Source organism: Collinsella sp. zg1085, assembly GCF_018889955.1.
In the GTDB taxonomy this organism is placed as follows: domain Bacteria; phylum Actinomycetota; class Coriobacteriia; order Coriobacteriales; family Coriobacteriaceae; genus Collinsella.
This window is the reverse complement of record NZ_CP076545.1, coordinates 1422728-1444988: the sequence shown is the minus strand read 5'-3', so window position 1 is coordinate 1444988 and position 22261 is coordinate 1422728. Positions and strand designations below refer to the sequence as shown.

Here is a 22261-nt window from a genome sequence, read left to right as displayed (position 1 = left end):
GAAACCTGGAGTGAACGGGCTAGGTCTCGCTGACCTAAAAACTAAGGTTTCATTCAACGTGGATGAACATTTCAGGATTGGGAGTTAATTCAGGATTGTAGTTTCATGTGGGGTGAGTTCATCTCATGACGGCATTCGCACGCAGGGAGAGTTCATCTCACAGCTGGGTTGCTCATCTCACCTCGTACGTATGACCTCGTATGTATGACACGATTGCACGGAATTGTATGGAAAGGAATATACCTATGGAAAAGCTACCTATCAAGCGCGTGGTAGAAGGACTGCTCAAACTCAAAAAGACGGGTGAGTCGGCAACGCTATTGGGCATTGGGCCTATGTCGTCAAACTTGTTGCGTGCGAGCTTTGAGCTTGGTCGCGACTTTGATTTGCCACTGATGTACATTGCAAGCCGTAATCAGGTTGATGCTGATGAGCTGGGCGGCGGTTACGTAAACGCTTGGGATCAGCAGCGTTTTGCCCGTGATATTCAAGCAATTGCCGATGAAGTGGGCTTTGATGGCATGTATTACCTCTGCCGCGACCATGGTGGCCCTTGGCAGCGCGATGGCGAGCGCAACGCACATCTGCCTGAGGAAGAAGCCATGGAGCTTGCGCGTAAGTCTTATGTGGCCGATATTGAAGCTGGTTTTGACCTGCTCATGATTGATCCTACCAAGGACCCCTTTGTTATTGGCAAGGTTATTCCGCTTGATTTAGTGCTTACTCGTACCGTTGATTTAATTGAGTTTTGCGAGCAAGAGCGCAAAGCGCGCAATCTTCCAGAGATTGGCTATGAGGTTGGCACCGAAGAGACTAATGGAGGCTTGACCTCAACTGAGAAGTACCAAGAGTTTATTGAGCGCTTAAAGGCTGAGCTTGATGCACGTGGTTTGCCTATGCCAACCTTTATTGTTGGTCAGACCGGCACCTTAACGCGCAAAACTGAGCAAGTTGGACAGTACCATTTTCAGAATGCATTGTCGCTTGCCAAAATGGCAGAGAGCTATGGCGTTGGTCTGAAAGAGCATAATGCCGATTATATGGACGACGCGACGCTTCTCGAGCATATTCCGGCTGAGGTTACCGCTTCAAATGTGGCACCGCAATATGGTACCGAGGAGACACGTGCGTATCTCAAGCTTTGCGATGTTGAGCAAATTTTAGTGGCAGAAGGTCTGGTGAGCGCACCGTCTAAGCTGCGTGATGTTCTGCTGGATAAAGCTATCAAAACTGAGCGTTGGCGCAAGTGGATGGTGGGCGAGCAGACCAAGCTAAGCGTTGAAGAGATTTTAGCTGATAGAGAGCTCTCACTTGAGATTCTTGATATTTCAGGGCACTATGTCTTTAACGATGACGAGGTCAAGGCTGAGATTGCGCATCTGTATGATAATTTGGCGGCACATCATATTGATGGTCAGCGTTTTGTGGTTGATCATATTAAGCGTCCGCTGCAGCAGTATATTGAGTGCCTGAATTTGAAGGGTGTTACGAGCCGTATCGTGAAGGTGCTGGCAGAGTAGGAGGCAAACGTGGCGTTACTGAGTGCTGAGCAAGTTGAGATTGGCTTTGCTGCTACTACGCGTGAAGATGCACTGTTACGACTTGCAGAGCATGGGGTTGCACGTGGTTTTGCAAGTGATAAGGAGGCTTTGTATCAGGCATTTTTGGCACGCGAGGCAGAAGCTGAGACAGGGCTTATGGATGGCTTTGCTGTGCCGCATGCAAAGAGTGAGGCAATTGTTGAGCCTGGCGTTTTTGTACTGAAGCTGGCGGAGCCGGTCGAGTGGCCTAGTTTTGACAAGCAGCCGGTTGATATTGCCTTGGCGTTGTATGTTCCGGCAAGTGAGGCGGGAACTACACATCTGCGTCTTTTGTCGCGCGCTGCAACTCTATTAATGCGTGCGGAATTTCGTGCAGAGTTGCGTGCCTGCGATAACCCGGTACAGTTGGCTGAGATTATCAACGCTAGACTTGAGGGCGAGCGGTAAAGCGACTAGGCATGAGGCAGACGGGTGTATGCGGCGTAGTGGTCTTATGTGAAAGTAAACGGGCTGTGTGACTCTTGGCATAATGAGTTGGTCGCGAGATAGTCTGCACTATTCTGTGCAGCGGTTCAACTTTCTAGGGGATAGGTGCTACACGGGTACACAGTAGGTGATATAGCTAAATGTACTGTTAGACGGATTTGCTTGAGAAGTAAATCCGTCTAATGTACGAATTTTTTGCAAGGGGTCAAGTACACTCTAGCAAAGTAGCGTCTTTTCTGCGGAAATGCTGAAAAGTTCCTTTGTACAGACCCCCTATACACAGGCTGGTGGCAAAAATTCGTACACTGGGTCGATTTCCTTCGCGAGCCGCTGCATTTTTGCAATTTCGTGAGAACGTTGCTTGCTTCATGAATCCCTGTGACTCTCCATTCAGTCAAGACATTGCCGCACCAAGCCAATAATGCATCGTTACACGTTGGGTTAACATACCGGCATTGCTCCGCAAAGCGAAATAGCAGCACAAATACGCCGTATCGGGTGCTAACACTATTGGCGCATCGATAAGTTACACCTGTCGCTTTGGCAAAAATGACGAAAAAGTACTCTCTATAACCCAGCGGGTTAGTATTTTTCATACAAAGCCGCAGGTAGACGAGCCACAAGTAAAGCTACAGTTGTCTCTTTATGCCAAATTAGTCAAAAATGACAGATTTTTCCGTCAAATTGGTCATTTTTGCCAAAGCTCTGGTCAGCAGCATTGCACGGGCGATTCTAGTCCAACCCTTTTTGACAGAAATGGGCAATTTGGCAGTGTAGAACCCCCGTGGGTTATTCGTTGTTTTGTGAATCTGCAGGTAGATGAGTTGTAGGTTTTCGTGCCATAGGGGGTTTATTGCCAGATTACCTATTTTTGTCAGGTTTTACTGCCAAATTGCCCGTTTCTGTCAAAACAGCTTATACAAGTTAGCGGTGTTTTGAAATCTGCCCATGCATATGAAGAACAAGCTTTTTTTCAGAGAAGTGTTCGCGGAACACAGTTTTATTGGAGTGTTCGGTTGCTTCAAGTGCGGAAAGCAGGTGAAAGACCAAGGTATTGCATTCGGAGAATTCTGCGTAGCACATTCGTAGAATGCAATACCTTGGTCTATTTCGAGTTGAGAAACGAGCAGCTTTGCTGAGTTTACGCTTCAAGACAGACTTTTGAGTAGTAGTGTCCTTTTGAAGTGGGCATTTCGCTTTTGTCCCGTAAGAGCTGCAACCCCAATCCTTTCATCTTATAAGCGCTGCTTGTACATGGCGGAGTATGAGGTGAGCTGACCACTGCATGTGTGTTTGGCATTTACTGTAAGAAAGGGGACGAATGATTGTGCTCGGAGAATTCTGCGAAGCACATTCGGAGAGCGCAATCATTCGTCCCGTTGAGACAGAACTACAGTACAAAGCTGGTGAGATAGTGCGGTAGCATAAGGGTGGCATAGCTTTTCTAAGGGAACTTTCGCGTAGCGCAGTTCCCGTGAAAAGACTATGCCACCCCATACGTTTGCAACTTAAACAGTAGCTGCAAGGCTAGCTCGCCCCACACCCCGCCTCCAGGATAATAAGCAGCGGCGTATTACACGATGAGGAAGTACACCAAAAACGCAAGTGTTGCCACCCACATCAGCGGCTTCACGCGCTTAATCTGACCAGTCAGCGAGGCAACCAGTACAAAGGACAAGAAGCCAAAGCCAATACCATCAGAAATTGAATACGTAAACGGAATGCCTGCAGCAATCGCAAACGCGGGGAAACCCTCGAGCAAGTCAGACCAATCGATGTCGTGCACCTCGCTCATCATAAGGAAGCCAACAAAGACCAGTGCACCGCAGGTGGCGGCTGAGTGAATGACGGCAATCAGCGGTGAGAAAAATGCTGCAAGAATAAACAAAATACCAACAACGATTGACGATAAACCAGAACGTCCGCCGTCCGCAGCACCTGACGATGACTCAATGAAGGTTGTAATTGAGGACGCGCCAACAAAGCCACCAACGGCGGCCGCTGCTGAGTCCACAATCAAAATAGGCTTAATATCTTTTACGTTGCCGTCCTCGGTTAAGAAGTCGCCCTGCTTGGCAACAGCCATAGCAGTACCCATGGTGTCAAAGAAGTCAGACATCATAAGCGAGAAAGCAAACACAATAAGCGTTGGGTTGGTAAGAACTTTTACAATGCCCATAGTGCCGGCTTCATCGGTTAAAAACGGTGCACCAAAAGAGCTAAAGTCAAGACCAGATACAAGGCCTTCGGGCATGTGCGTAACGCCTAAAGGAATGCCTGCTAAAACAGAAATAATGATACCGCCAAGAAGGGCGCCCGGTACCTTAAAAGCATAGAGCGAGACAGTTGCGATAATCGAAATCAGCGCCATGATAAAGATAGGGTCACTAACGTTGCCCAGCGCCACCATGGTTGCCTCATTAGCAACAATAACTCCACCATTTTTAAGACCAATCATGGCAATAAACAGGCCTAGACCTACTGAGATGGCGTGGCGCAAAGAAACCGGAATGGCATCCATGATTGCCTCGCGAAGCCCGCACAAAACGAGAAGCAAAATAGCAATGCCTTCAACAAAGATGACTGCGTTTGCCGCATGCCAGTCGTTGCCTGCCGCGGCGGTTAAGGTAAACGCCACAATAGCGTTTACTCCCATGCCAGAAGCACAGGCAAGCGGTCGGTTAGAAAAAACACCCATCAAAATTGTCATGATACCTGCGCCAAGACAGGTAGCCGTTACGGCCGCAACCATCGGAATACCCGCAGCTACTAAGAGCGAGGGATTCACTGCGATGATGTAGGCCATCGCAAGGAAGGTTGTCAGGCCAGCACGGGCCTCCGTGCTGACATTTGACCCACGCTCGGTGAGCTTGAAGATGTTGTCCATGCTTCTCCTTCTGTTTGGAAGACAACGACGCGAATCCCACAACGCGTCAAACCGCGCTAACCATACCAAATATCAGCAGATTTTGTTGCTTGATAGGCAATTTATTTCAGAACAAAAAAGTATGCCAACACCGCAGCGCCAAGCAGTATGCGATAGACACCAAAGGGGATGAAGCTGTGCTTGCGAACAAAACGCATAAGCCACGAAATGGCAAGAAGCGAAATTACAAAGGCAACTACGCAGCCTACCAACAAAATAATCGTTTCATCTGTGCCAAAACTGCCGCCTTTTTGAAAAAAGCGGACCACCTTAAGTAGGCTTGCGCCAAACATGACCGGAATGGCTAAGAAGAAGGTAAACTTTGACGCAAGCTCGCGATTGCAGCCCAGCATGAGACCGCCCAGAATGGTTGAGCCTGAGCGTGACGTTCCAGGAATGAGCGATAGCACCTGGAAGCAGCCAATACCCAACGCAGTTTTCCACGAGAGCTCATCGAGATTGCTCATGCCTACTTCGCGCTGTCGGTCTGCCTCAATATCGCGCTGTGCGTCTACCGTAAAATGAGCGCCCATCGGTTCCGACATTAAGGCAACAACGCGCTTTTGATGCTGACGCCTGCGGACAAGTTCAATGACAATAAACGCAATGCCATAGCCTATGAGTGCCAGTGCAACTACCTCAGCGCTCAGAAGGTGCTCTTCCATCCAATCGTTGAGAGGAATGCCAAGAGCGGCTGCCGGAATACATCCAAGCACGATTTTGCCCCAGAGCGCCCAGGTTGCATGCCGCTCAACAGGTCTTTTTTTGATGCTAAAAGGATTGAGGTCACGGAAAAACAGCAGGCAAACAGCTAGGATTGCACCAAGTTGAATTACAACAAGATACATATTCCAAAAGTTTTGTGAGACATTGAGCTTAACAAATTCGTCTACCAAAATCATGTGACCTGTTGACGAAATAGGCAGCCATTCAGAGATGCCTTCGATAAAACCCAAAAAAGCCGATTTTACAAGCTCGAGAATATCCACGCAGTCCCCCTTGATACTATGGATACATGCATAGCATGTAGCGAGTAACGTAGACCATTATCATGCGGGCACTGCACATTATGCGCGCCAACATACAGCTCACAACGAAAATGCACTCGTTTACGGAATTGCTGTCGCCAAATGGCGCGTGAAGGGGTATAGCTATATATAAGGTTCGTGTTGGTAATCGATTGGGCAAGGTGGGCTTGTCCTAGTGGAATGGAGGAACCTATGACTAAGGGATATTCAAAAATCTTTGTATCGCTGGATGGTACCGAGCAGCAAGACTATGTACTCAAGCGTGCTATCAGTATTGCAAAGGGAAATGGTGCGGCAATTATCATTGGCCATGTCATTGATGCAACAGCGCTCGAAACAGCAGGTTCCTATCCGGCTGATTTAATTAAAGGACTTGAGGAGGCATTTCGCGCTTCTGTCGCTGGCTTAGTAACTGAGGCGCAACAGGCATCAGAGATTCCCTCTATTGAGGTTTTGGTTAAATCAGGACGCATTCGTGAAACACTCAAAGACGAAATGCTCGATGTATATGAACCTGACCTTGTTATTTGCGGCGCACGCGGGCTTTCAAGCATTAAGTACGCACTTTTGGGCTCAATTTCTACCTTCTTGCTGCGCAATACTGACTGCGACATTTTGGTTGTGAAGTAACTGCATACGCGGGCGAGCCATCTTATTTGCGGCATAATGCAACCTGTTTGTACACATGCGCATCAAAGAGGTGGCTCGCGAATGAAAAACGTATATTTTAACCACGACGGCAATGTCGATGATTTAGTCAGTTTGCTTTTACTGCTGCAGGTTCCCCATATTAAGCTTACGGGCGTATCAGTTATTGATGGCGACGGTGTGCTTGAGCCTGCGGTGCTTGCGTCGCGAAAAATTATCGATCGCTTTAATCAGTTTGGGCACAAGCTTGAAGTAGCCTCATCAACTTCACGTGCTCGTCATCAGTTCCCGAGTGCCTGGCGTACAAGTTCGTATGCCTTTGATTCGTTCCCGCTGTTAAATGAGGCAGGTTCGATTGTAACGCCTGAGGCGCTACTTCCAGCGCATCTTGATATGGTTGAGAAAATACATGCAGCTGACGGCTTTACCACCCTTGTGATGACGGGTCCTTTGACTGACCTTGCCCGCGCACTCGACACCGACCCAACAATTCAGGACAAGATTGATTGTTTGTACTGGATGGGTGGTTCGCTCGATGGTCATGGAAATGTACACGAACCCGGTCATGATGGTACAGCCGAGTGGAATGCCTATTGGGATCCAGAGGCGGTCAAGCGCGTTTGGGATTCTAATCTCAAGATTGTTATGGTTGGCTTGGAGAGCACCGAAGAGATACCGCTTGATGTTGAGCTACGCAATCGGCTTGCAAAAAATCGCCGCTATCCTGCTGTTGATTTGGCTGGTCAGGGCTATGCCCTTGTTATGAGTGCCGAGGCAGATTCTGAATATTATCTCTGGGATGTACTGACTACCATCTGCAGCATGTATCCCGAGGTGGTTGAGACTGAGCAGGTACGCTGCGATGTGATTGATTATGGTTTTGCTGCCGGTAGAACCTATCGCACAGAAGCGGGCGAGGGTCGCATAGTTGATTTGGTAACTAAGGCTGACCATGATGCGTTTTACCAGCACTTTGATGAGTTGCTTATGAGTGCTGCGCCTGCGCTGTATTAAAGCTGGTTTAGGAGAGCTTGCTTGTTACTACGTTTTGCCTAACAGTCCATGCAAGACGCAGGCTGCCGGTGGGTTGCGCTTAAACGTACTACAACTTTGCGTTAAGTTATATGAGCTCATGCATATGCCGCTGCTCTGAGCTCATCTGCTATGCACCTAGTTGTTCTGCATGGGCTCCGCGTGAGCGCAGGGCACTTAAATTATCGCAGAGCACTCAAAAAGCTAGTACCTTCTCCTGCATCAGTAAGCTCTAATGCCTCTAGGACAGTTGCGCCTACATCGGACGCTGTTGCGCGTGTCCCAAGGTTTGCGCCCGGTGCTTGCATAGCGGGCGACCAGGCAAGCAGGGGCACCAACTCACGTGTGTGATCGGTTCCCTGATAGGTTGGGTCGTTGCCGTGGTCGGCGGTAATAATCAATAAGTCATGCTCGTCCATGAGCGTGCATACGTCGCCAAGTTGAGCGTCAAAGTCTTCCAGCGCAAGCCCATCGCCGTAAGGGTCTCGGCGATGTCCATAGACGGCATCAAAGTCAACAAGATTGGTAAAGCATAAGCCCTCCCAATCGCGCCGTGACATAACATCAATCACGTGTTCCATGCCATTATGGTTATTCTCGTTATGAAACGCCTCATCAAAGCCATGACCACAGAGCAGGTCATAGGTTTTACCCACAGCTATAGTGTGAAGCCCGGCGTTGTGCACCATATCAACAACGGTAGGACCATAGGGCTCCAGACCATAGTCGTGGCGGTGTGAGGTGCGCATAAAGGTATCAGCGCTTGCTCCCACGAAGGGACGAGCAATCACGCGACCCATAGTAATTTCAGGGCCGTTAATGAGCGTGCGCACGTACGTACAGATTCGATAGAGCTCATCAAGGGGAACCACATCTTCATGAGCGGCAATCTGAATAACTGAGTCGCCTGAGGTATAGACAATCAAATCTCCGCTACGTAGGTGCTCTTCGCCATAATCGTGAATAACCTCAGTACCTGAATAGGGCTGATTGCAAAGAATACCGCGCCCTGAAAATGCTCTTATGTTATCGAGCAAATCATCAGGGAAGCCTTTGGGAAAGTAGTCAACCTCAAAGCGGGCAGGTAGGCACATCATTTCCCAATGCCCGTCGAGCGAATCGTTGCCAAAGCTGGTAATTTGCATGCGACCATGTGCTGCAAGCGGTGAGGTAGGCTCATCAATACCAGCAAGACCGCCAGGGTGAGTTTTAGTAATACCAAGCTGTACCAGATGAGGAATCTGCAGCGCACGACCTTCATGCTCCATAAACCAGCTGGCAACGTGTCCGAGCGTATCTGCTCCATTGCTGTGATATTTTTCTGCATCAGGTGCATGACCAACGCCAATAGAGTCGATAACCAGCACTAATGCGCGACGAATATCCATGTTTGCTCCTGCTTGAAAATGAAGTAACGGGCAAAGAAAAAGGCTACTGAGTGAGGGTAAGCTCGCTCAGAATAGCTGGTGCTGCCGAAACTCCTAAGCGCGTTGCTCCGGCCTCAATCATGGCGCAAGCACTTGCACATGTGCGAATGCCGCCTGCTGCTTTGATACCCAGGCGGTCTCCTACACATTCCTTCATGAGAGCCACATCTGCCACGGTTGCGCCTCCTGTTGAAAAACCGGTAGATGTTTTGACAAAGTCTGCCTGTGCTTCTTCTGAGAGCTGGCATGCGAGGCGTTTTTCTTCGTCGGTTAAAAGACAGCACTCGATAATAACTTTGAGCAGTGCGTTGTGCTCGTGGCAGGCGCTGGCTACAGCAGCAATATCAGTGCGTACCAACTCGGTGTCGCCTGCTTTTAATGCACCCAGATTGATAACCATGTCAATTTCTTGGGCACCGTGTTCAAGAGCATCGTGCGTTTCGGCAACTTTGGCAGCGGTAGTGCCAGCACCGAGAGGAAAGCCAATAACCGCGCAGGTCTTAGTGGTACTACCCGAAAGACCTGTAGCAACGCGGTTAACCCAAGTGCCATTAACGCATACACTCGCGCAGCCTAGGCTACGCGCCTCATCAATCACGGCATCTATTTGCGCTGCGGTAGCTTCAGGCTTGAGAAGGGTGTGGTCCATGTAGGCGGCAAGTTCTGATGGGCTTATATTCATACTATTCATCCTTAGTGTGTTGCAGGAATAGAATTATTGAGAGCAGGCTCAGCTGCCGGTTCCAAATGCACTCCATCGGTATCAACCATGGCATAGAGCAGCGGCTCAGGAGCTGGCTGTGTATCGACTATGCTTATTGTGCGGGCAAGTTCTGCCTCTCCAGCGCTGAGTTTTTCCTTGCTTGATGCGTATAGCTCGGCAATTACATTGCCTTTGTGCACCGCGTCGCCGGGGTGTTTTAAGAGCCGAATACCAGCAGCGTAGTCAATAGCGTCGTCTTTAGTTGCGCGTCCTGCACCCATCACAAGGCTGGCAATACCAATACGCTCGGTATCAAGCGAGCCAAGGTATCCATCAAGGGGAGCATATACGTTTGCACAACATGTTGCTTGGGGGAGGAGTGCGGTGTTATGCAAGACAGACGTATCACCACCCTGTGCAGCACACAGGGTACAAAAAGCATCAAATGCGCTACCGTCGTCTAAGACCTGCTGGGCATGTAGCTCTGCCTGCTCAGCATCTTCAAGCTTGGCAAGTGCCATGAGTTCGCGACACAGCATAATAGCTTCATGGCGTAGGTCATCTGGCCCTTGTCCATGTAGCACTTCTACCACCTCGGCAATTTCGAGGGCATTGCCAATAGCTGTGCCAAGCGGACGATTCATGTTGGTGATAAGCGCCTTAACCTGACGACCCATAGCTGTGCCAATGGCAACCATGGTGCGTGCAAGATTGATGGCTTCGGGCACGGTTTTCATAAATGCCCCTGAGCCAACCTTAACGTCAAGCACGATACTTGTTGCGCCAGCAGCGAGTTTTTTACTCATAATAGAGGAGGCGATAAGCGGAATAGAATTAACGGTTGCTGTAACATCACGCAGGGCATAGATAAGTTTGTCGGCAGGTACCAAACTGCCGGTTTGCCCTACAATGGCTCCCCCGTGTTTGCGCAGCGTTTGCATAAATTCGTCATGGCTAAGTCCAATGCGAAACCCCGGAATACTTTCAAGTTTATCGAGGGTACCGCCCGTATGACCTAATCCACGCCCACTCATCTTTGCTACAAACGCACGGCCTTGTGTCATTGCCATAAGCATGGGCACAATAGCTAGCGAGGTTTTATCTCCTACGCCGCCGGTTGAATGTTTATCAAGGCTTGCACCAGGCAACTCAGAAAGATCAACCACATCGCCTGAGTTCATCATGGCAAGAGTGAGCGCTGTTGTTTCAGCGTCGGTCATGCCTTGCAAAAAGATAGCCATCAAAAGCGCTGAGATTTGGTAGTCAGGAATATCTCCAGCTACATAGCCCGAAACAGCAAAGGCAATCTCTTCACAGCTCAATTCATGACCATCACGTTTGCGCTCTATAATGTCATACATTCTCATGCGCAATCACCGCCAGTTGTGTCTGCTTGCGGTGTATATTCAGCGTGCGTTGACGTATGAGTAGCAGAATCTGAGCAGGTGGCACAGGAATCGCAGGCGTTGAGATTATCAGACCCAGAATCGTTTCTATTGAGATTATCAGGTCCAAAGCCAAGCGGTAGTAGTTCAGCGAGGGTTTTGCTCACAGGTGCCTGGTTTGCTGCCCCTAGTACAATGCGAAATGTTGCGGGGTCACAAAATTCCATCATGACCTGACGGCACACACCACAAGGTGCGCATAGCTCATGCGGTGCTTCGCCTTCAGGACCGCCCACAATAGCAATAGCTACAAAATCACGCTCACCTGCCTGAACAGCTTGAAAAAATGCGGTGCGCTCAGCACAGTTTGAGGGAGAATATGCAGCGTTTTCAATGTTTGCTCCCTCGTATATTGTGCCATCACGGGTGAGAAGTGCTGTTCCTACGGCAAAGTGGGAGTAGGGCACATAGGCATGCTCACGTGCTGCAAGAGCGCGTTTAACAAGGTAGCTGTCACTCAGCAAGAGTGCCATTAGCGAACTCCTTTTTCATAAGGAATACCATCGGCAGCTGGTGCAACCGATTTACCAACAAAGAGTATGAGAATAAACAGGGTTAGCACATAAGGGAGACAGGCGAGAATTTCGCTAGGAATGGGTACAACACCGCCACCTAAAATAATAACAAGCGCTTGTGCCAAGCCAAACAGCAGGCAGGCAGCGTATGAGCCGTGCGGTGTCCATTTTCCAAAGATAACGGCGGCCAGTGCAATAAAGCCCTGACCAGCAACGGCGGTTTGGGTGAACTGCGAAATAATAGCAAGCGTGATTGATGCTCCGCCAAATCCAGCCATAACTCCAGAAAGCACCACGCAGGCAAAGCGCACACGGCTCACATTAATACCCAAGGTATCGGCAGCACCCGGGTGCTCACCTACGGCACGAACGCGCAGACCAAGGGCTGTGTGATACAGAACAAACCACACAAGGGCGCAAATAATAATGCCAAGAACTACGGTAATGTCTACGTTGAGATTTGCCCATGGCGTATCGGCAAAGGCTCCCTTACCAAAGAGTTTAGGCAGGGTTGCAATAGAGGGTGACTGAGTGCCGCCGTTCCAGATAAGCCGTGCTATAAAAAGCGCAATACCAGGACCTAACAGGTTAAGCGCAATACCTGAAACGTTTTGGTCTGCTTTGAAGGTAACTGCTGCTAAAGCATGGAGTGTTGCAAAGGCACCACCGCCTAAACCAGCACATAAAAATCCCAGCCACGGATTGCCTGTTGCATACGATACTGCTGCACCGGTGAGCGCGCCAATAGTCATCATGCCTTCAATACCAATGTTGACAACGCCTGAGCGTTCCGAAATAACGCCGCCGAGCGCGCCAAATACGAGCGGTGTTGAGTACATAAGTGTAATGCCAATGAGCAGCAAAATATTATTGAGCATGAGATGCACCTCGCTTGGCTTGCTGGCGTTTATTGATGAGATGTATTGCCATAGGAATTAGGCGCGCTAGAGCAACAAAGAATACGATGGTACCAATCATAATGTTGATGATGTCGGTGGGTGCGCCAACAACTATCTGAACAGACTGCCCGCCATAGATGAGACCGCCAAAGAGTAGGCCTGCAAAAATGCAGCCAATAGGCGATGAGCTGGCAATGAGTGCTACCGAAAAGCCATTAAAGCCGTAGTTTTCAAAGCCCGCCAAGGTGGATAAGCTATGCGGACTAATGCCCGTAACCATGAGTGTACCGGCAAGACCAGAGATGCCGCCAGCAATAGCCATGGCAAGTAAGGTGTTGCGCGCAACCGGCATACCGGCAAACTCAGCAGCATCGCGACCCGCTCCTACTGCACGCAGCTCAAATCCAAGCTTTGAGCGATATAAAATAAACCAAGCGAGCGCTGCAACAAGTAGTGCTACCGCAAAGGCAATATTGACGTCTGTTTTTACCAGAAAATCGTACAGCCAAGGAATCTGCTTGAGCGTTTCAAGGCCTTCGGGACTTATTTTCCAATTGGGCAAAATAGTTGTAAAGCTGGAAGGGTTAACAGGAATACTCGAGATTGATGATGGCTGATGGTATGCGTCTAAATTAACCACAAAGTTATTGAGATAAAGCATAGTCCAGTTGAGCATAATTGAGGTAATAACTTCGTGAATGCCAAAGCGCGCTTTAAGCCCGCCTGCGATTGCTCCAATACACGCTCCACCTGCAATGCCTGCAAGAATGACAAGAGGAATTTGCAACGGCATAGGTAAATCAAGCTTAGCGCCTACCAACACAGCACATATGGTGCCAGCAATATATTGTCCTTCGGCTCCTATGTTAAACAAGCCGGTCTTAAAGGCAAAGGCTACCGATATGCCCGTTAAAATGATAGGTGCTGCTTTAATGATGGTTTGTGAGATGTATTTTGGTTTTGAAAACACACCCTCAAAAAGTGCCGCAAATGACGCATGAGGGTCAAAACCAGCAATGGTTAACAAAATTGCTGCAACAACAAAGCCACAAAGCACTGCAAGAAAAGTTGAGGTGACTGGTCGTTTGAGGAGGCGGATGAGCCGTGAATCGAGTGTGTTCATGCAGATGCGCCTCCTGCCATAAGCAAGCCAAGACCTTGCTCGTCTACGCTACCTTGTGGGAAGGTGCCCACAATGGTGCCGTTATAGATAACTGCAATAGTGTCTGCAACACTCATAATCTCATCAAGCTCAAAGGAGATGAGCAAAATTGCCTTTCCGCGGTCGCGCTCAGCGATGAGTGCTTGGTGTACATATTCAATAGCTCCCACATCGAGTCCACGGGTAGGCTGCACAGCAATTAATACATCGGGGTTGTTAGAAACCTCACGCGCAATAATAACTTTTTGCTGATTTCCGCCTGATAAGCCGCGTGCGGGCTGTTCGGCACAGTTAGCAGGGCGAATGTCGTAGTGCTCAATGAGTTGGTTAGCAAATGTAAGCATGTGCGTTTGGTCAAGTATGCCATGGATGCCAAATTCAGGTGTGCGATATTGCTCCAAAATGGCATTTTCGGCAACCGAATAGGGGAGCACCAAACCACGACGCTGGCGGTCCTCATGAATGGTGGCAACCTTATGGTCAAGAACATTGCGCGTTGAGGTGTTTTGAATTTCCTCGCCATGCACCAGAATTTTGCCTGACTGAGCACGTGTTAAGCAGGTTAGTGCCTCAACAAACTCTTTTTGTCCGTTGCCATCAATACCTGCTAAACCCACAATCTCACCGGCGCGGACGGAGAGCGTCAGCTCACGAACGGCGTCAAGACCCCGCTCGTCCTGAACCACGAGCTTAGAAATATCTAAAACTACCTTGCCTGGCTGAGCAGGGGTTTTTTCAACAACTAGGTTTACGTGGTGGCCTACCATCATATCGGCAAGCTGCTCTTCGTCCACGTCGGCAACGCGAACGGTGTCAATATAGGTGCCTCGGCGGATAATAGTGCAGACATCCGAGGAAGCTTTAATTTCTTTGAGCTTGTGCGTGATAACAATAATAGTTTTACCAGCAGCGGCAAGCTCATGCATAATAGAGATGAGTCGCTCAATTTCTTGCGGTGTTAAAACTGCTGTTGGCTCGTCCAAAATTAAAATGTCAGCGCCGCGATAGAGCGCCTTTAGAATTTCAACGCGCTGTTGTTGTCCAACAGAAATCTCTTCGATTCGAGCATCGGGGTCTACCTCAAGACCATATTGTTTAATAATGGCCTCTACACGTTTGCGCGCGCGGCGCATGTCCAGGATGCCTAAGCCCCGGGTCACTTCGTCACCAAGTACGATGTTTTCTGTTACGGTAAAGTTATGAACAAGCATAAAGTGCTGGTGAACCATACCAATGCCATGGGCAATAGCATCGTTGGGAGAACTGATAGATACGGGTTCACCGTTGAGATATATCTCGCCTTCATCAGCTTGGTAAAGACCGTAGAGCACGTTCATGAGCGTACTTTTGCCAGCACCGTTTTCTCCCAGAACTGCGTGAATACTGCCGCGTTTTACCTGCAAATTCACATGGTCGAGCGCACAAAACGAGCCAAAGGTCTTTACGATGCCCTGCATCTGCACAGCATAAGAAAGATCAGGCTTCATGAGTAATAGCACTCCTCTCTCTACAAGATGTTGCAACGAGATATGCGGGGTAACACCCCGTGTTCTGTTTGCGTATAAGCATGAGTGCAAGCAGAACACGGAGCGGCTCTGTGCAGGGTGTATGCGTGCGATGTGCTACTCAAACAGAGCGAGACGAAAGGCATTGGTACAGCACATACATGCGCATAAAAACAAGCGGGACGCGTACATCACCGCGCCCCGCCTGTGCACAAAGCTTAGAGAGATGCCGTATAGCTATTGAAATCTTTTTCAGAAGCTGGGGGCATAATCTTGCCGTCTTTAATTTGCTTCACAAGGTCGAGTGCCTTTTGATAGACATCGTCACTCATGAGCTCATGATGCTCAGAGATACCTGCAGCATCCTCAGCCATGCCGAGGTTGATATTTTGGCGACCAATCTCTTTGCCCTTGGAGGCCATTTCTGAAACCTCGATAACGGCCTTGTCAACACGCTTGAGCGCAGAGGTTAAAACATTTTCAGGAGCCTGTGCGTGCTGGTCTTTGTCTACACCAATAACAAGCTTGTTGGCATCAACGGCAGCCTCAATAACGCCATTGCCAGCGTTGCCAGCGGCCTGGAAGATTACATCGCAACCATCAGCGTAGAGCTTCTGGCCAGCTGCCTTGCCCTTAGCGGCATCGGTAAAGGTCTCGAGGTATTGAACGGAAACCTCAACATTTTTACCGTTTTCTTTATTGGCATATGCTACACCGGCGCGATAACCATACTCAAAGGTATTCAGTACATCGCTCTTAACGCCGCCTACAAAACCAACTTTACCGGTTTGTGAGGTCATAGCAGCAATATAACCTACAACAAAGGAAGGCTCTTGTGAGCGGAAGGTAACGCCCGTGAGGTTATCGAGCTGCTCAGCATCGCCATAGGCGGAGTCAATAATTGCAACATGTACGTCAGGGTTTTTCTTGGCATGCTCCTGTATTGCCTTGCTCATGGCAAAACCAATGCCCCAGACGAGGTCATTGCCCTGGTCTGTTGCCTTGTCGAGGTTGGGTGCGTAGTCGGCTTCTTGCTTTGACTCGGTGTAGCCTACCTTGATACCGGTATCCTTTGAAAGCTGCTGGAGACCTTCCCAAGCTAGCTGGTTAAACGATTGGTCGTTAACACCACCCATGTCGGTAACCATAGCAACCTTATAGGTGCTCTTTGTTGCCTCTGCACTGCCAGCATCTTTAGCAGCAGGGGTTGCGCCGCCACAACCAACGAGGGCGAGGGCTAGGGTACCAGCGAGCGCCATAGATGTAATGCCAGCAAACCGCTTCTTGTTCATGCTCATCCTTTCTGTTGCATGATGTTGAACCGCCTTCTCGTTGAAGGTCGTTTCTACTATATCCTGTATCGCAACCATATGGGTGGTCACGATAAGAACCAATAAGAACAAACGCTTTAAGTTTGCGCCGATTTTGTTTCAGGCGTATTACTTAGGTTCAAGATGTGCGTCAAGCCATAAGTTCTGCCCGAGATTGCAGCAAACCTAGGCTTCGTTTGCCGTTCTTGTTGTTTGAACTGACAGTTTGAGCGCGATTTCCATCATCTGCGTAAAGCTGACCTGACGCTCTTCTGCTGGCAGTGAGGCTCCGGTAAGGGGCAAATCGGATACGGTGAGCAGGCACAATGCCTGTTTGCGTGCACGAGCAGCGTTCATGTAGAGGGCAGCAGCTTCCATTTCAACAGCAAGCACACCCATCTTCTGCCAGGTTTTGGTTGATTGGGGGTCATCGAGGTAGAAGTGGTCGCTTGAAAGCACGTTACCAACTTTGATGGGGGCATGCATGGCGCGACCAATTTCAACCGCCTGTGCTGCAAGGTCAAAACTTGCTATGGGAGCAAAGGTACCCGGTAGCTGGTATTGAGCAGCATAGTTTGAATCGGTGCATGCGCCAAGCCCAACAATGACATCGCGCAACTCAACGCGCTCATCTACGCCGCCTGCCGACCCTACGCGAATAATGGCATCAACGTTATAGAACTCGAATAACTCATACGAGTAGATACCAATGCTTGGCATTCCCATGCCACCGCCCATTACCGTGACGGGGGTACCCTCGTAGGTGCCGGTGAATGCCAGCATGTTGCGTACCGTATTAACGCAGCGAACATCGCTCAAGTAGGTATCGGCAATAAACTGAGCGCGTAGTGGGTCGCCTGGCATAAGCACGCATTTTGCAATATCACCAACACGTGCCGCGTTATGAGGAGTTGGAACGGACATGGAGCCTCCTTGTCGATAGGGTGCTTGTATCTTTATAGCATCATATGACAAGCGTTTTGTCTTGTATAAATCGGCCGACGGAAATTAATATTGCCAAGCGGTAACTGTGTTTGAAAACTTTGTGTTTCCTGTGCTTATCGCGCCGCCGTTTTCAGATATAGTAGTACGGGTCGATGGCGCGGCGAAGGTGCGCTTGTGCCAATAGGCCTGTAGTGAACCTCGAGGAAAGGGGGCACTCATGGCGTCTCATGAGCGCGAAGTGATCGGTGTTGACGATCGCGTTTCCGTAGGTCGTGCAATTCCGTTGGGAATTCAGCACATGATGAGCATGTTTGGCTCAACGGTTTTGGTTCCCATTTTGACGGGACTTGACCCAAACGTTGCCATTTTATGTTCGGGTATCGGAACCATTTGCTATTTGCTGGTAACTGGCAACAAAATACCCAGTTATTTAGGGTCGTCGTTTGCTTTTATTAGCCCCATTATTGCAGTGGGTGCGTCCCGTGGTTTAGACGCCGCCATGAGCGGCGTTATTGTTGCCGGTGCCGTATTTTTGGTGGTTGCAGGCATCATTAAGCTTGTGGGAACTAATTGGCTTGACCGAATTTTACCGCCGGTCTTGGTTGCAAGTGTCATGGTAGTTATTGGTGTAGGCTTATCGGCAACGGCTGCTAAGATGGCGTTTTTGCAAACTGGTGCCAATGGAGTGTCGGTCTTTTTTGGCATAGGAACGCTGGTGGCTGCGGTAACACTGGTTGCTGCAGTGGTGTTTTCGAGCTTGGGCGGCATTTTTGGTACGGTTCCGGTACTGCTTTCTATTGTGGTTGGCTATATTGTGTCGATTCCTCTGGGGCTTGTAGACTTTGCACCTGTGGTAGAGGCCGCTTGGATTGGCTTGCCGCATTTGAGTTTCCCGCGCTTTGACGTGGGAGCTATTGCACTTATTGCGCCGGTTGCGGTTGTTACCGTGATTGAACATATTGGTCATTTGCTGGCAGTGGGCGAGATTGTTGGTAAAGATTATCGCGACTTGCTGCCGCGCTCACTCACAGGCGATGGCTTATCAACGATGATTTCTGGATTTGTAGGCGGTCCTCCAACCACTACCTATGCTGAGAATATCGGTGTTATGAGCGTGACGCGCGTGTATTCCACACAGATTTTCTGGTATGCAGCAGGCTTTGCACTGATTGTGGGCGGTTTTTGCCCCAAGTTGGCGGCGTTGGTGCAGTCAATTCCCTCACCGGTTATGGGCGGCGTATGCTTGTTGCTCTTTGGTTTGATCGCAAGCAATGGTTTGCGCATGCTGGTAAGCAATGGTGTAGATTTTGACCAGAATCGCAATTTGATGATTGCCTCAGTGGTTATTATTTTGGGTGTTGGTATGGAAACAGCAGGCATTGCCATTCCAATTGGCGACTACACGCTGCCAGGTATGGCAACCTCAACGTTGGTGGGTATTGTGCTGAACCTGATTCTACCTGCGAAGGGTAAATAGCTCTGAGTTATACGTAGCTGCTTGTTATAAACCTCATACGGCAGATAGTGCTTGACGTGAAAGTATCCAAAAGCCCGCTTATATGCGGGCTTTTTTATTGTTGATAATTATTGCCGATAATCGGTTGTTGCTGAACGCCGAGCTTGTCCTCTCAATCTGCTAGGAGCGCTCGTTCAAGTCTTTTGACAGAAACGGGCAATTTGGTAGTGTAGAACCCCCGTGGGTTATTCGTTATTTTACGAAACTGCAGGTAGACGGTTCACACTATTTCCTACTCTAGGGGGTTTATTGCCAGATTGCCCGTTTTTGTCACGTTTTACTGCCATATTGCCCGTTTCTGTCAAAACCCAACTTCAAGCTGATAGTAATCGCGAAATGCATCCAGTTACTTGAGAGGCAAACGCACAGCAAGAATAAATTCGCCTGCCATTACCCATAGCAAAAATATGAACAAATAACGTGATGTCCAGATGCCTCGGTATACTGTGAGACCGCTCTATACGTATGTCCACACTGCAAAGTAGGAGAGAGAATGGCGTCAGCTTTTGACCTCGATACACTTAACCCTGAGCAAAAAGAAGCGGTAGTAACTACCGATGGTCCCTTGCTGGTTTTGGCAGGTGCCGGTTCGGGAAAGACGCGCGTCCTCACGCATCGCATTGCACACATGGTTGCCGACCTTGATATTGCACCGTGGCGTATCCTTGCCATCACCTTTACCAACAAAGCTGCTGCCGAAATGCGCGAGCGTCTCTCCCAGCTTCTTGTGCAAGGTACTCGGGGTATGTGGGTTTGCACCTTTCACGCTATGTGCGTGCGCATGCTCCGTGAAGATGCCGACCTGCTTGGCTATACCAGTCAGTTTAGTATCTACGACGATGACGATTCGCGCCGTCTTATTCGCGACATTATGCAGGCGCTTGAGATTGACCAAAAGCAGTGCCCCATTAACATGGTTCGCTCAGTTATCTCAACAGCTAAAAATGGCATGGTTGGTCCCGATGAGTTTTTGGCACAGGCGCAGGACAATCCCAAAATGGCAAGCGTTGCTCGTATCTACTCTACGCTTGAACGCCGTCTTAGGGCAGCGAATGCCATGGATTTTGATGACCTTCTTGTTCGCACGCTTGAGCTCTTGCGTTCGCGTCCTGAGGTGCTTGAAAAATATCAGGAGCGTTTTCACTATATCAGCGTTGACGAATATCAGGACACCAACCGCGTGCAATACTTGATTGCTAATTTGCTGGCAGATAAGTATCACAATCTCATGGTCGTGGGTGACGACGACCAGTCAATTTACAGCTGGCGTGGTGCTGACATCTCAAATATCCTTGACTTTGAGCAGGATTTCCCTGAGGCAAAAGTTATCAAGCTTGAGCAAAACTATCGCAGTACCGGGCATATTTTATCGGCGGCAAACGCGGTGGTGCGCCATAATTCACAGCGCAAAGATAAGCGACTTTTCACCGCAGCAGGAGACGGCGAAAAAATACAAGCATTTCAAGCCTCAGACGAGCGGGACGAAGGCCGCTGGATTGCAGGCGAGATTGACAAACTGCACGATACTGGCATGAGCTACGATGACATTGCGGTGTTTTATCGCACGAATGCGCAATCGCGTATTTTAGAAGATATGTTTTTGCGTGCAGGCGTGCCGTACAAAATTGTGGGCGGCACGCGATTCTTTGACCGTGCTGAGATACGCGATGTCATGGCGTACCTTAAGATGGTGGTTAACCCGGCCGATGAGATGAGCGTGAAGCGTGTTATCAACACGCCTCGCCGCGGAATTGGTTCCACATCTGTGGCAAAGCTCGAAATTCTGGCACAGCAAAATCGCTGTAGCTTTTTCCAAGCATGCGAGATTGCAACTGCCGAGGTAGGCACCTTTAGCGCAAAAGTTAGACATGCGCTTGCCAACTTCGTTGAAATTGTCCGCGCTGGTCGTCGGATGGATGGCGAGCTTAAAGACGTGGTTGAGGCTATCATCAACGCAAGTGGTTTATTATCGGCACTCAGAGCCGAGGGCACCATGGAGGCCGAGGGTCGCATGGAGAATATCCAAGAATTTATGGGAGTTGCCGCTGAGTTTGAAGAAACGCATGACGATATTGAGGGGACGCTTGAAAGCTTGGCTGAGCTTAAGGCAGCAGGTCTTGCTGATATTCCAGAAGAGATGCTAGAACCGGTTGCTGCCACTCAAAACATTGCTGCTGCACAAGGAGTTGAACAAGGGGCGGCTGGGTTATCTAGCGCATCTTTTATTAAGGCTCATTCCACGGAGCGGGCTGCTAACACATCGCCTGCTACCTCAGACGCCGCGTCGAATCGTGCAAGTACTGCTTTGCAAACTGCGCAAGACCCCGCATTGACTGAGCGTATCTATGGCCCTCTTGCCTGCGCCGCCCTACCAGCGCTCATGGAGTGGCTGGCCTTGCGCTCCGACCTTGACACGCTGGCAGGAGGTAGCTCAGCTATTACAATGATGACCGTGCACTCATCTAAGGGCTTGGAGTTTCCGGCAGTCTTTGTGGCAGGCATGGAAGAAGGCATTTTCCCTCATGTCCCTACCTTTGCAGCAGCTGATGAACCCGGCAAGCTTGAGGAAGAGCGCCGCCTTGCATATGTGGCTATTACCCGCGCTCGCCAACGCTTGTTTTTAACCTATGCTGCCACGCGTCGAACCTATGGGTCTACGCAGGCTAATCCGCGTTCGCGCTTTGTTAACGAAATACCTGAGGCAGATATTACCGTAACCGGTGTGGGTTCGTCGGGTTTTGCAGGCGTGGGCTGGGAAAAGCGCGGTGACAGGCGGGGAACCTTTGGTTCAGGCACGTCGTCAGAGTATGGCGGCAATATCTTTGGGTCGTATACGCGCTCTGCTGGCGGTGCACAGCGACATCGTGGTATTTCGCCTGATGCGGGACGTGCTGCGGCGCGTTTTGGTGACCAACGTACTCAAAGCTTTGGCGCTGATAGTACGCAGGTTTTGCGTACTGCTGCTCCTCACCGCCCAGACCCGGCAAAGGCGCGTGAGGTCTTTCAGGTGGGAGACCGCATCAGCCACAAAACATTTGGTCCTGGAACCGTTATTTCAGTTGATGGAGACATGCTCGAAGTGCAATTTGAAAAATCGGGAGCCGTTAAAAAGTTACTGAAAGGTTTCGCACCTATTGTTCGGTTAGACTTGTGAGCTATTAACCAGCGACCAC

The 22261-nt window shown here is 49.5% G+C and carries 17 protein-coding genes; 6 read left to right on the top strand and 11 right to left on the bottom strand.

Annotated elements, in window-relative coordinates; translation table 11 throughout:
* Positions 1 to 245 precede the first annotated feature (245 nt).
* Positions 246 to 1520, top strand: coding sequence for a class II D-tagatose-bisphosphate aldolase non-catalytic subunit (locus KPC83_RS06095; RefSeq protein WP_216278373.1), 1275 nt, complete (start codon positions 246 to 248; stop codon positions 1518 to 1520).
* 9 nt (positions 1521 to 1529) lie between these two features.
* A complete protein-coding gene (locus KPC83_RS06090; RefSeq protein WP_216278372.1) occupies positions 1530 to 1988 on the top strand; it encodes a PTS sugar transporter subunit IIA in 459 nt (152 codons plus the stop codon).
* A 1612-nt stretch (positions 1989 to 3600) separates the two neighbouring features.
* On the opposite strand, the gene KPC83_RS06085 is transcribed toward KPC83_RS06090, so the two are convergent.
* Together KPC83_RS06085 and KPC83_RS06080 are read right to left on the bottom strand one after the other, a co-directional pair.
* Positions 3601 to 4914, bottom strand: a complete 1314-nt coding sequence (locus KPC83_RS06085) for an NCS2 family permease (protein WP_216278371.1) — start codon at positions 4912 to 4914, stop codon at positions 3601 to 3603.
* 101 nt (positions 4915 to 5015) lie between these two features.
* Complete coding sequence (locus KPC83_RS06080) at positions 5016 to 5942, bottom strand: undecaprenyl-diphosphate phosphatase (protein WP_216278370.1); 927 nt, start codon at positions 5940 to 5942, stop codon at positions 5016 to 5018.
* Positions 5943 to 6173: 231 nt separating this feature from the next.
* Here KPC83_RS06080 and KPC83_RS06075 point away from each other — a divergent pair, with 231 nt between their 5' ends.
* On the top strand, positions 6174 to 6611 hold the full coding sequence (locus KPC83_RS06075; RefSeq protein ID WP_216278369.1) for a universal stress protein: 438 nt from the start codon (positions 6174 to 6176) through the stop codon (positions 6609 to 6611).
* 81 nt (positions 6612 to 6692) lie between these two features.
* Complete coding sequence (locus tag KPC83_RS06070; protein WP_216278368.1) at positions 6693 to 7643, top strand: nucleoside hydrolase; 951 nt, start codon at positions 6693 to 6695, stop codon at positions 7641 to 7643.
* Positions 7644 to 7843: 200 nt separating this feature from the next.
* Here the strand turns inward: KPC83_RS06070 and KPC83_RS06065 are convergent, their stop codons facing one another.
* The 9 genes from KPC83_RS06065 to deoD form a co-directional block, all read right to left on the bottom strand.
* Positions 7844 to 9049, bottom strand: coding sequence for a phosphopentomutase (locus KPC83_RS06065; protein ID WP_216278367.1), 1206 nt, complete (start codon positions 9047 to 9049; stop codon positions 7844 to 7846).
* Positions 9050 to 9092: 43 nt separating this feature from the next.
* Entirely contained in the window at positions 9093 to 9770 is a 678-nt protein-coding gene (gene deoC, locus KPC83_RS06060; RefSeq protein ID WP_216278366.1) for a deoxyribose-phosphate aldolase, read from the bottom strand.
* Positions 9771 to 9781: 11 nt separating this feature from the next.
* On the bottom strand, positions 9782 to 11158 hold the full coding sequence (locus KPC83_RS06055; protein WP_216278365.1) for a thymidine phosphorylase: 1377 nt from the start codon (positions 11156 to 11158) through the stop codon (positions 9782 to 9784).
* A complete protein-coding gene (locus KPC83_RS06050; RefSeq protein WP_216278364.1) occupies positions 11155 to 11709 on the bottom strand; it encodes a cytidine deaminase in 555 nt (184 codons plus the stop codon). Before KPC83_RS06050 ends, KPC83_RS06055 begins: the two co-directional genes overlap by 4 nt.
* Positions 11709 to 12629 carry an ABC transporter permease gene (locus KPC83_RS06045; protein ID WP_216278363.1) on the bottom strand — a complete coding sequence of 307 codons (921 nt, stop codon included), beginning with the start codon at positions 12627 to 12629 and terminating at the stop codon, positions 11709 to 11711. The genes KPC83_RS06050 and KPC83_RS06045 overlap by 1 nt, the downstream gene beginning before the upstream one ends.
* Positions 12619 to 13773: an ABC transporter permease gene (locus KPC83_RS06040; protein ID WP_216278362.1), complete on the bottom strand. Its 1155-nt coding sequence runs from the start codon at positions 13771 to 13773 to the stop codon at positions 12619 to 12621. Before KPC83_RS06040 ends, KPC83_RS06045 begins: the two co-directional genes overlap by 11 nt.
* A complete protein-coding gene (locus KPC83_RS06035; RefSeq protein WP_216278361.1) occupies positions 13770 to 15299 on the bottom strand; it encodes an ABC transporter ATP-binding protein in 1530 nt (509 codons plus the stop codon). The genes KPC83_RS06040 and KPC83_RS06035 overlap by 4 nt, the downstream gene beginning before the upstream one ends.
* A 236-nt stretch (positions 15300 to 15535) precedes the next feature.
* Positions 15536 to 16609, bottom strand: a complete 1074-nt coding sequence (locus KPC83_RS06030) for a BMP family protein (protein ID WP_216278360.1) — start codon at positions 16607 to 16609, stop codon at positions 15536 to 15538.
* A gap of 204 nt (positions 16610 to 16813) precedes the next feature.
* Entirely contained in the window at positions 16814 to 17551 is a 738-nt protein-coding gene (gene deoD / locus KPC83_RS06025) for a purine-nucleoside phosphorylase (protein WP_216278359.1), read from the bottom strand.
* A 238-nt stretch (positions 17552 to 17789) separates the two neighbouring features.
* Here deoD and KPC83_RS06020 point away from each other — a divergent pair, with 238 nt between their 5' ends.
* Together KPC83_RS06020 and KPC83_RS06015 are read left to right on the top strand one after the other, a co-directional pair.
* Positions 17790 to 19049, top strand: a complete 1260-nt coding sequence (locus KPC83_RS06020; RefSeq protein WP_216278358.1) for a uracil-xanthine permease family protein — start codon at positions 17790 to 17792, stop codon at positions 19047 to 19049.
* A 532-nt stretch (positions 19050 to 19581) separates the two neighbouring features.
* Entirely contained in the window at positions 19582 to 22242 is a 2661-nt protein-coding gene (locus KPC83_RS06015) for an ATP-dependent helicase (protein WP_216278357.1), read from the top strand.
* The last annotated feature ends 19 nt before the right edge of the window (positions 22243 to 22261 follow it).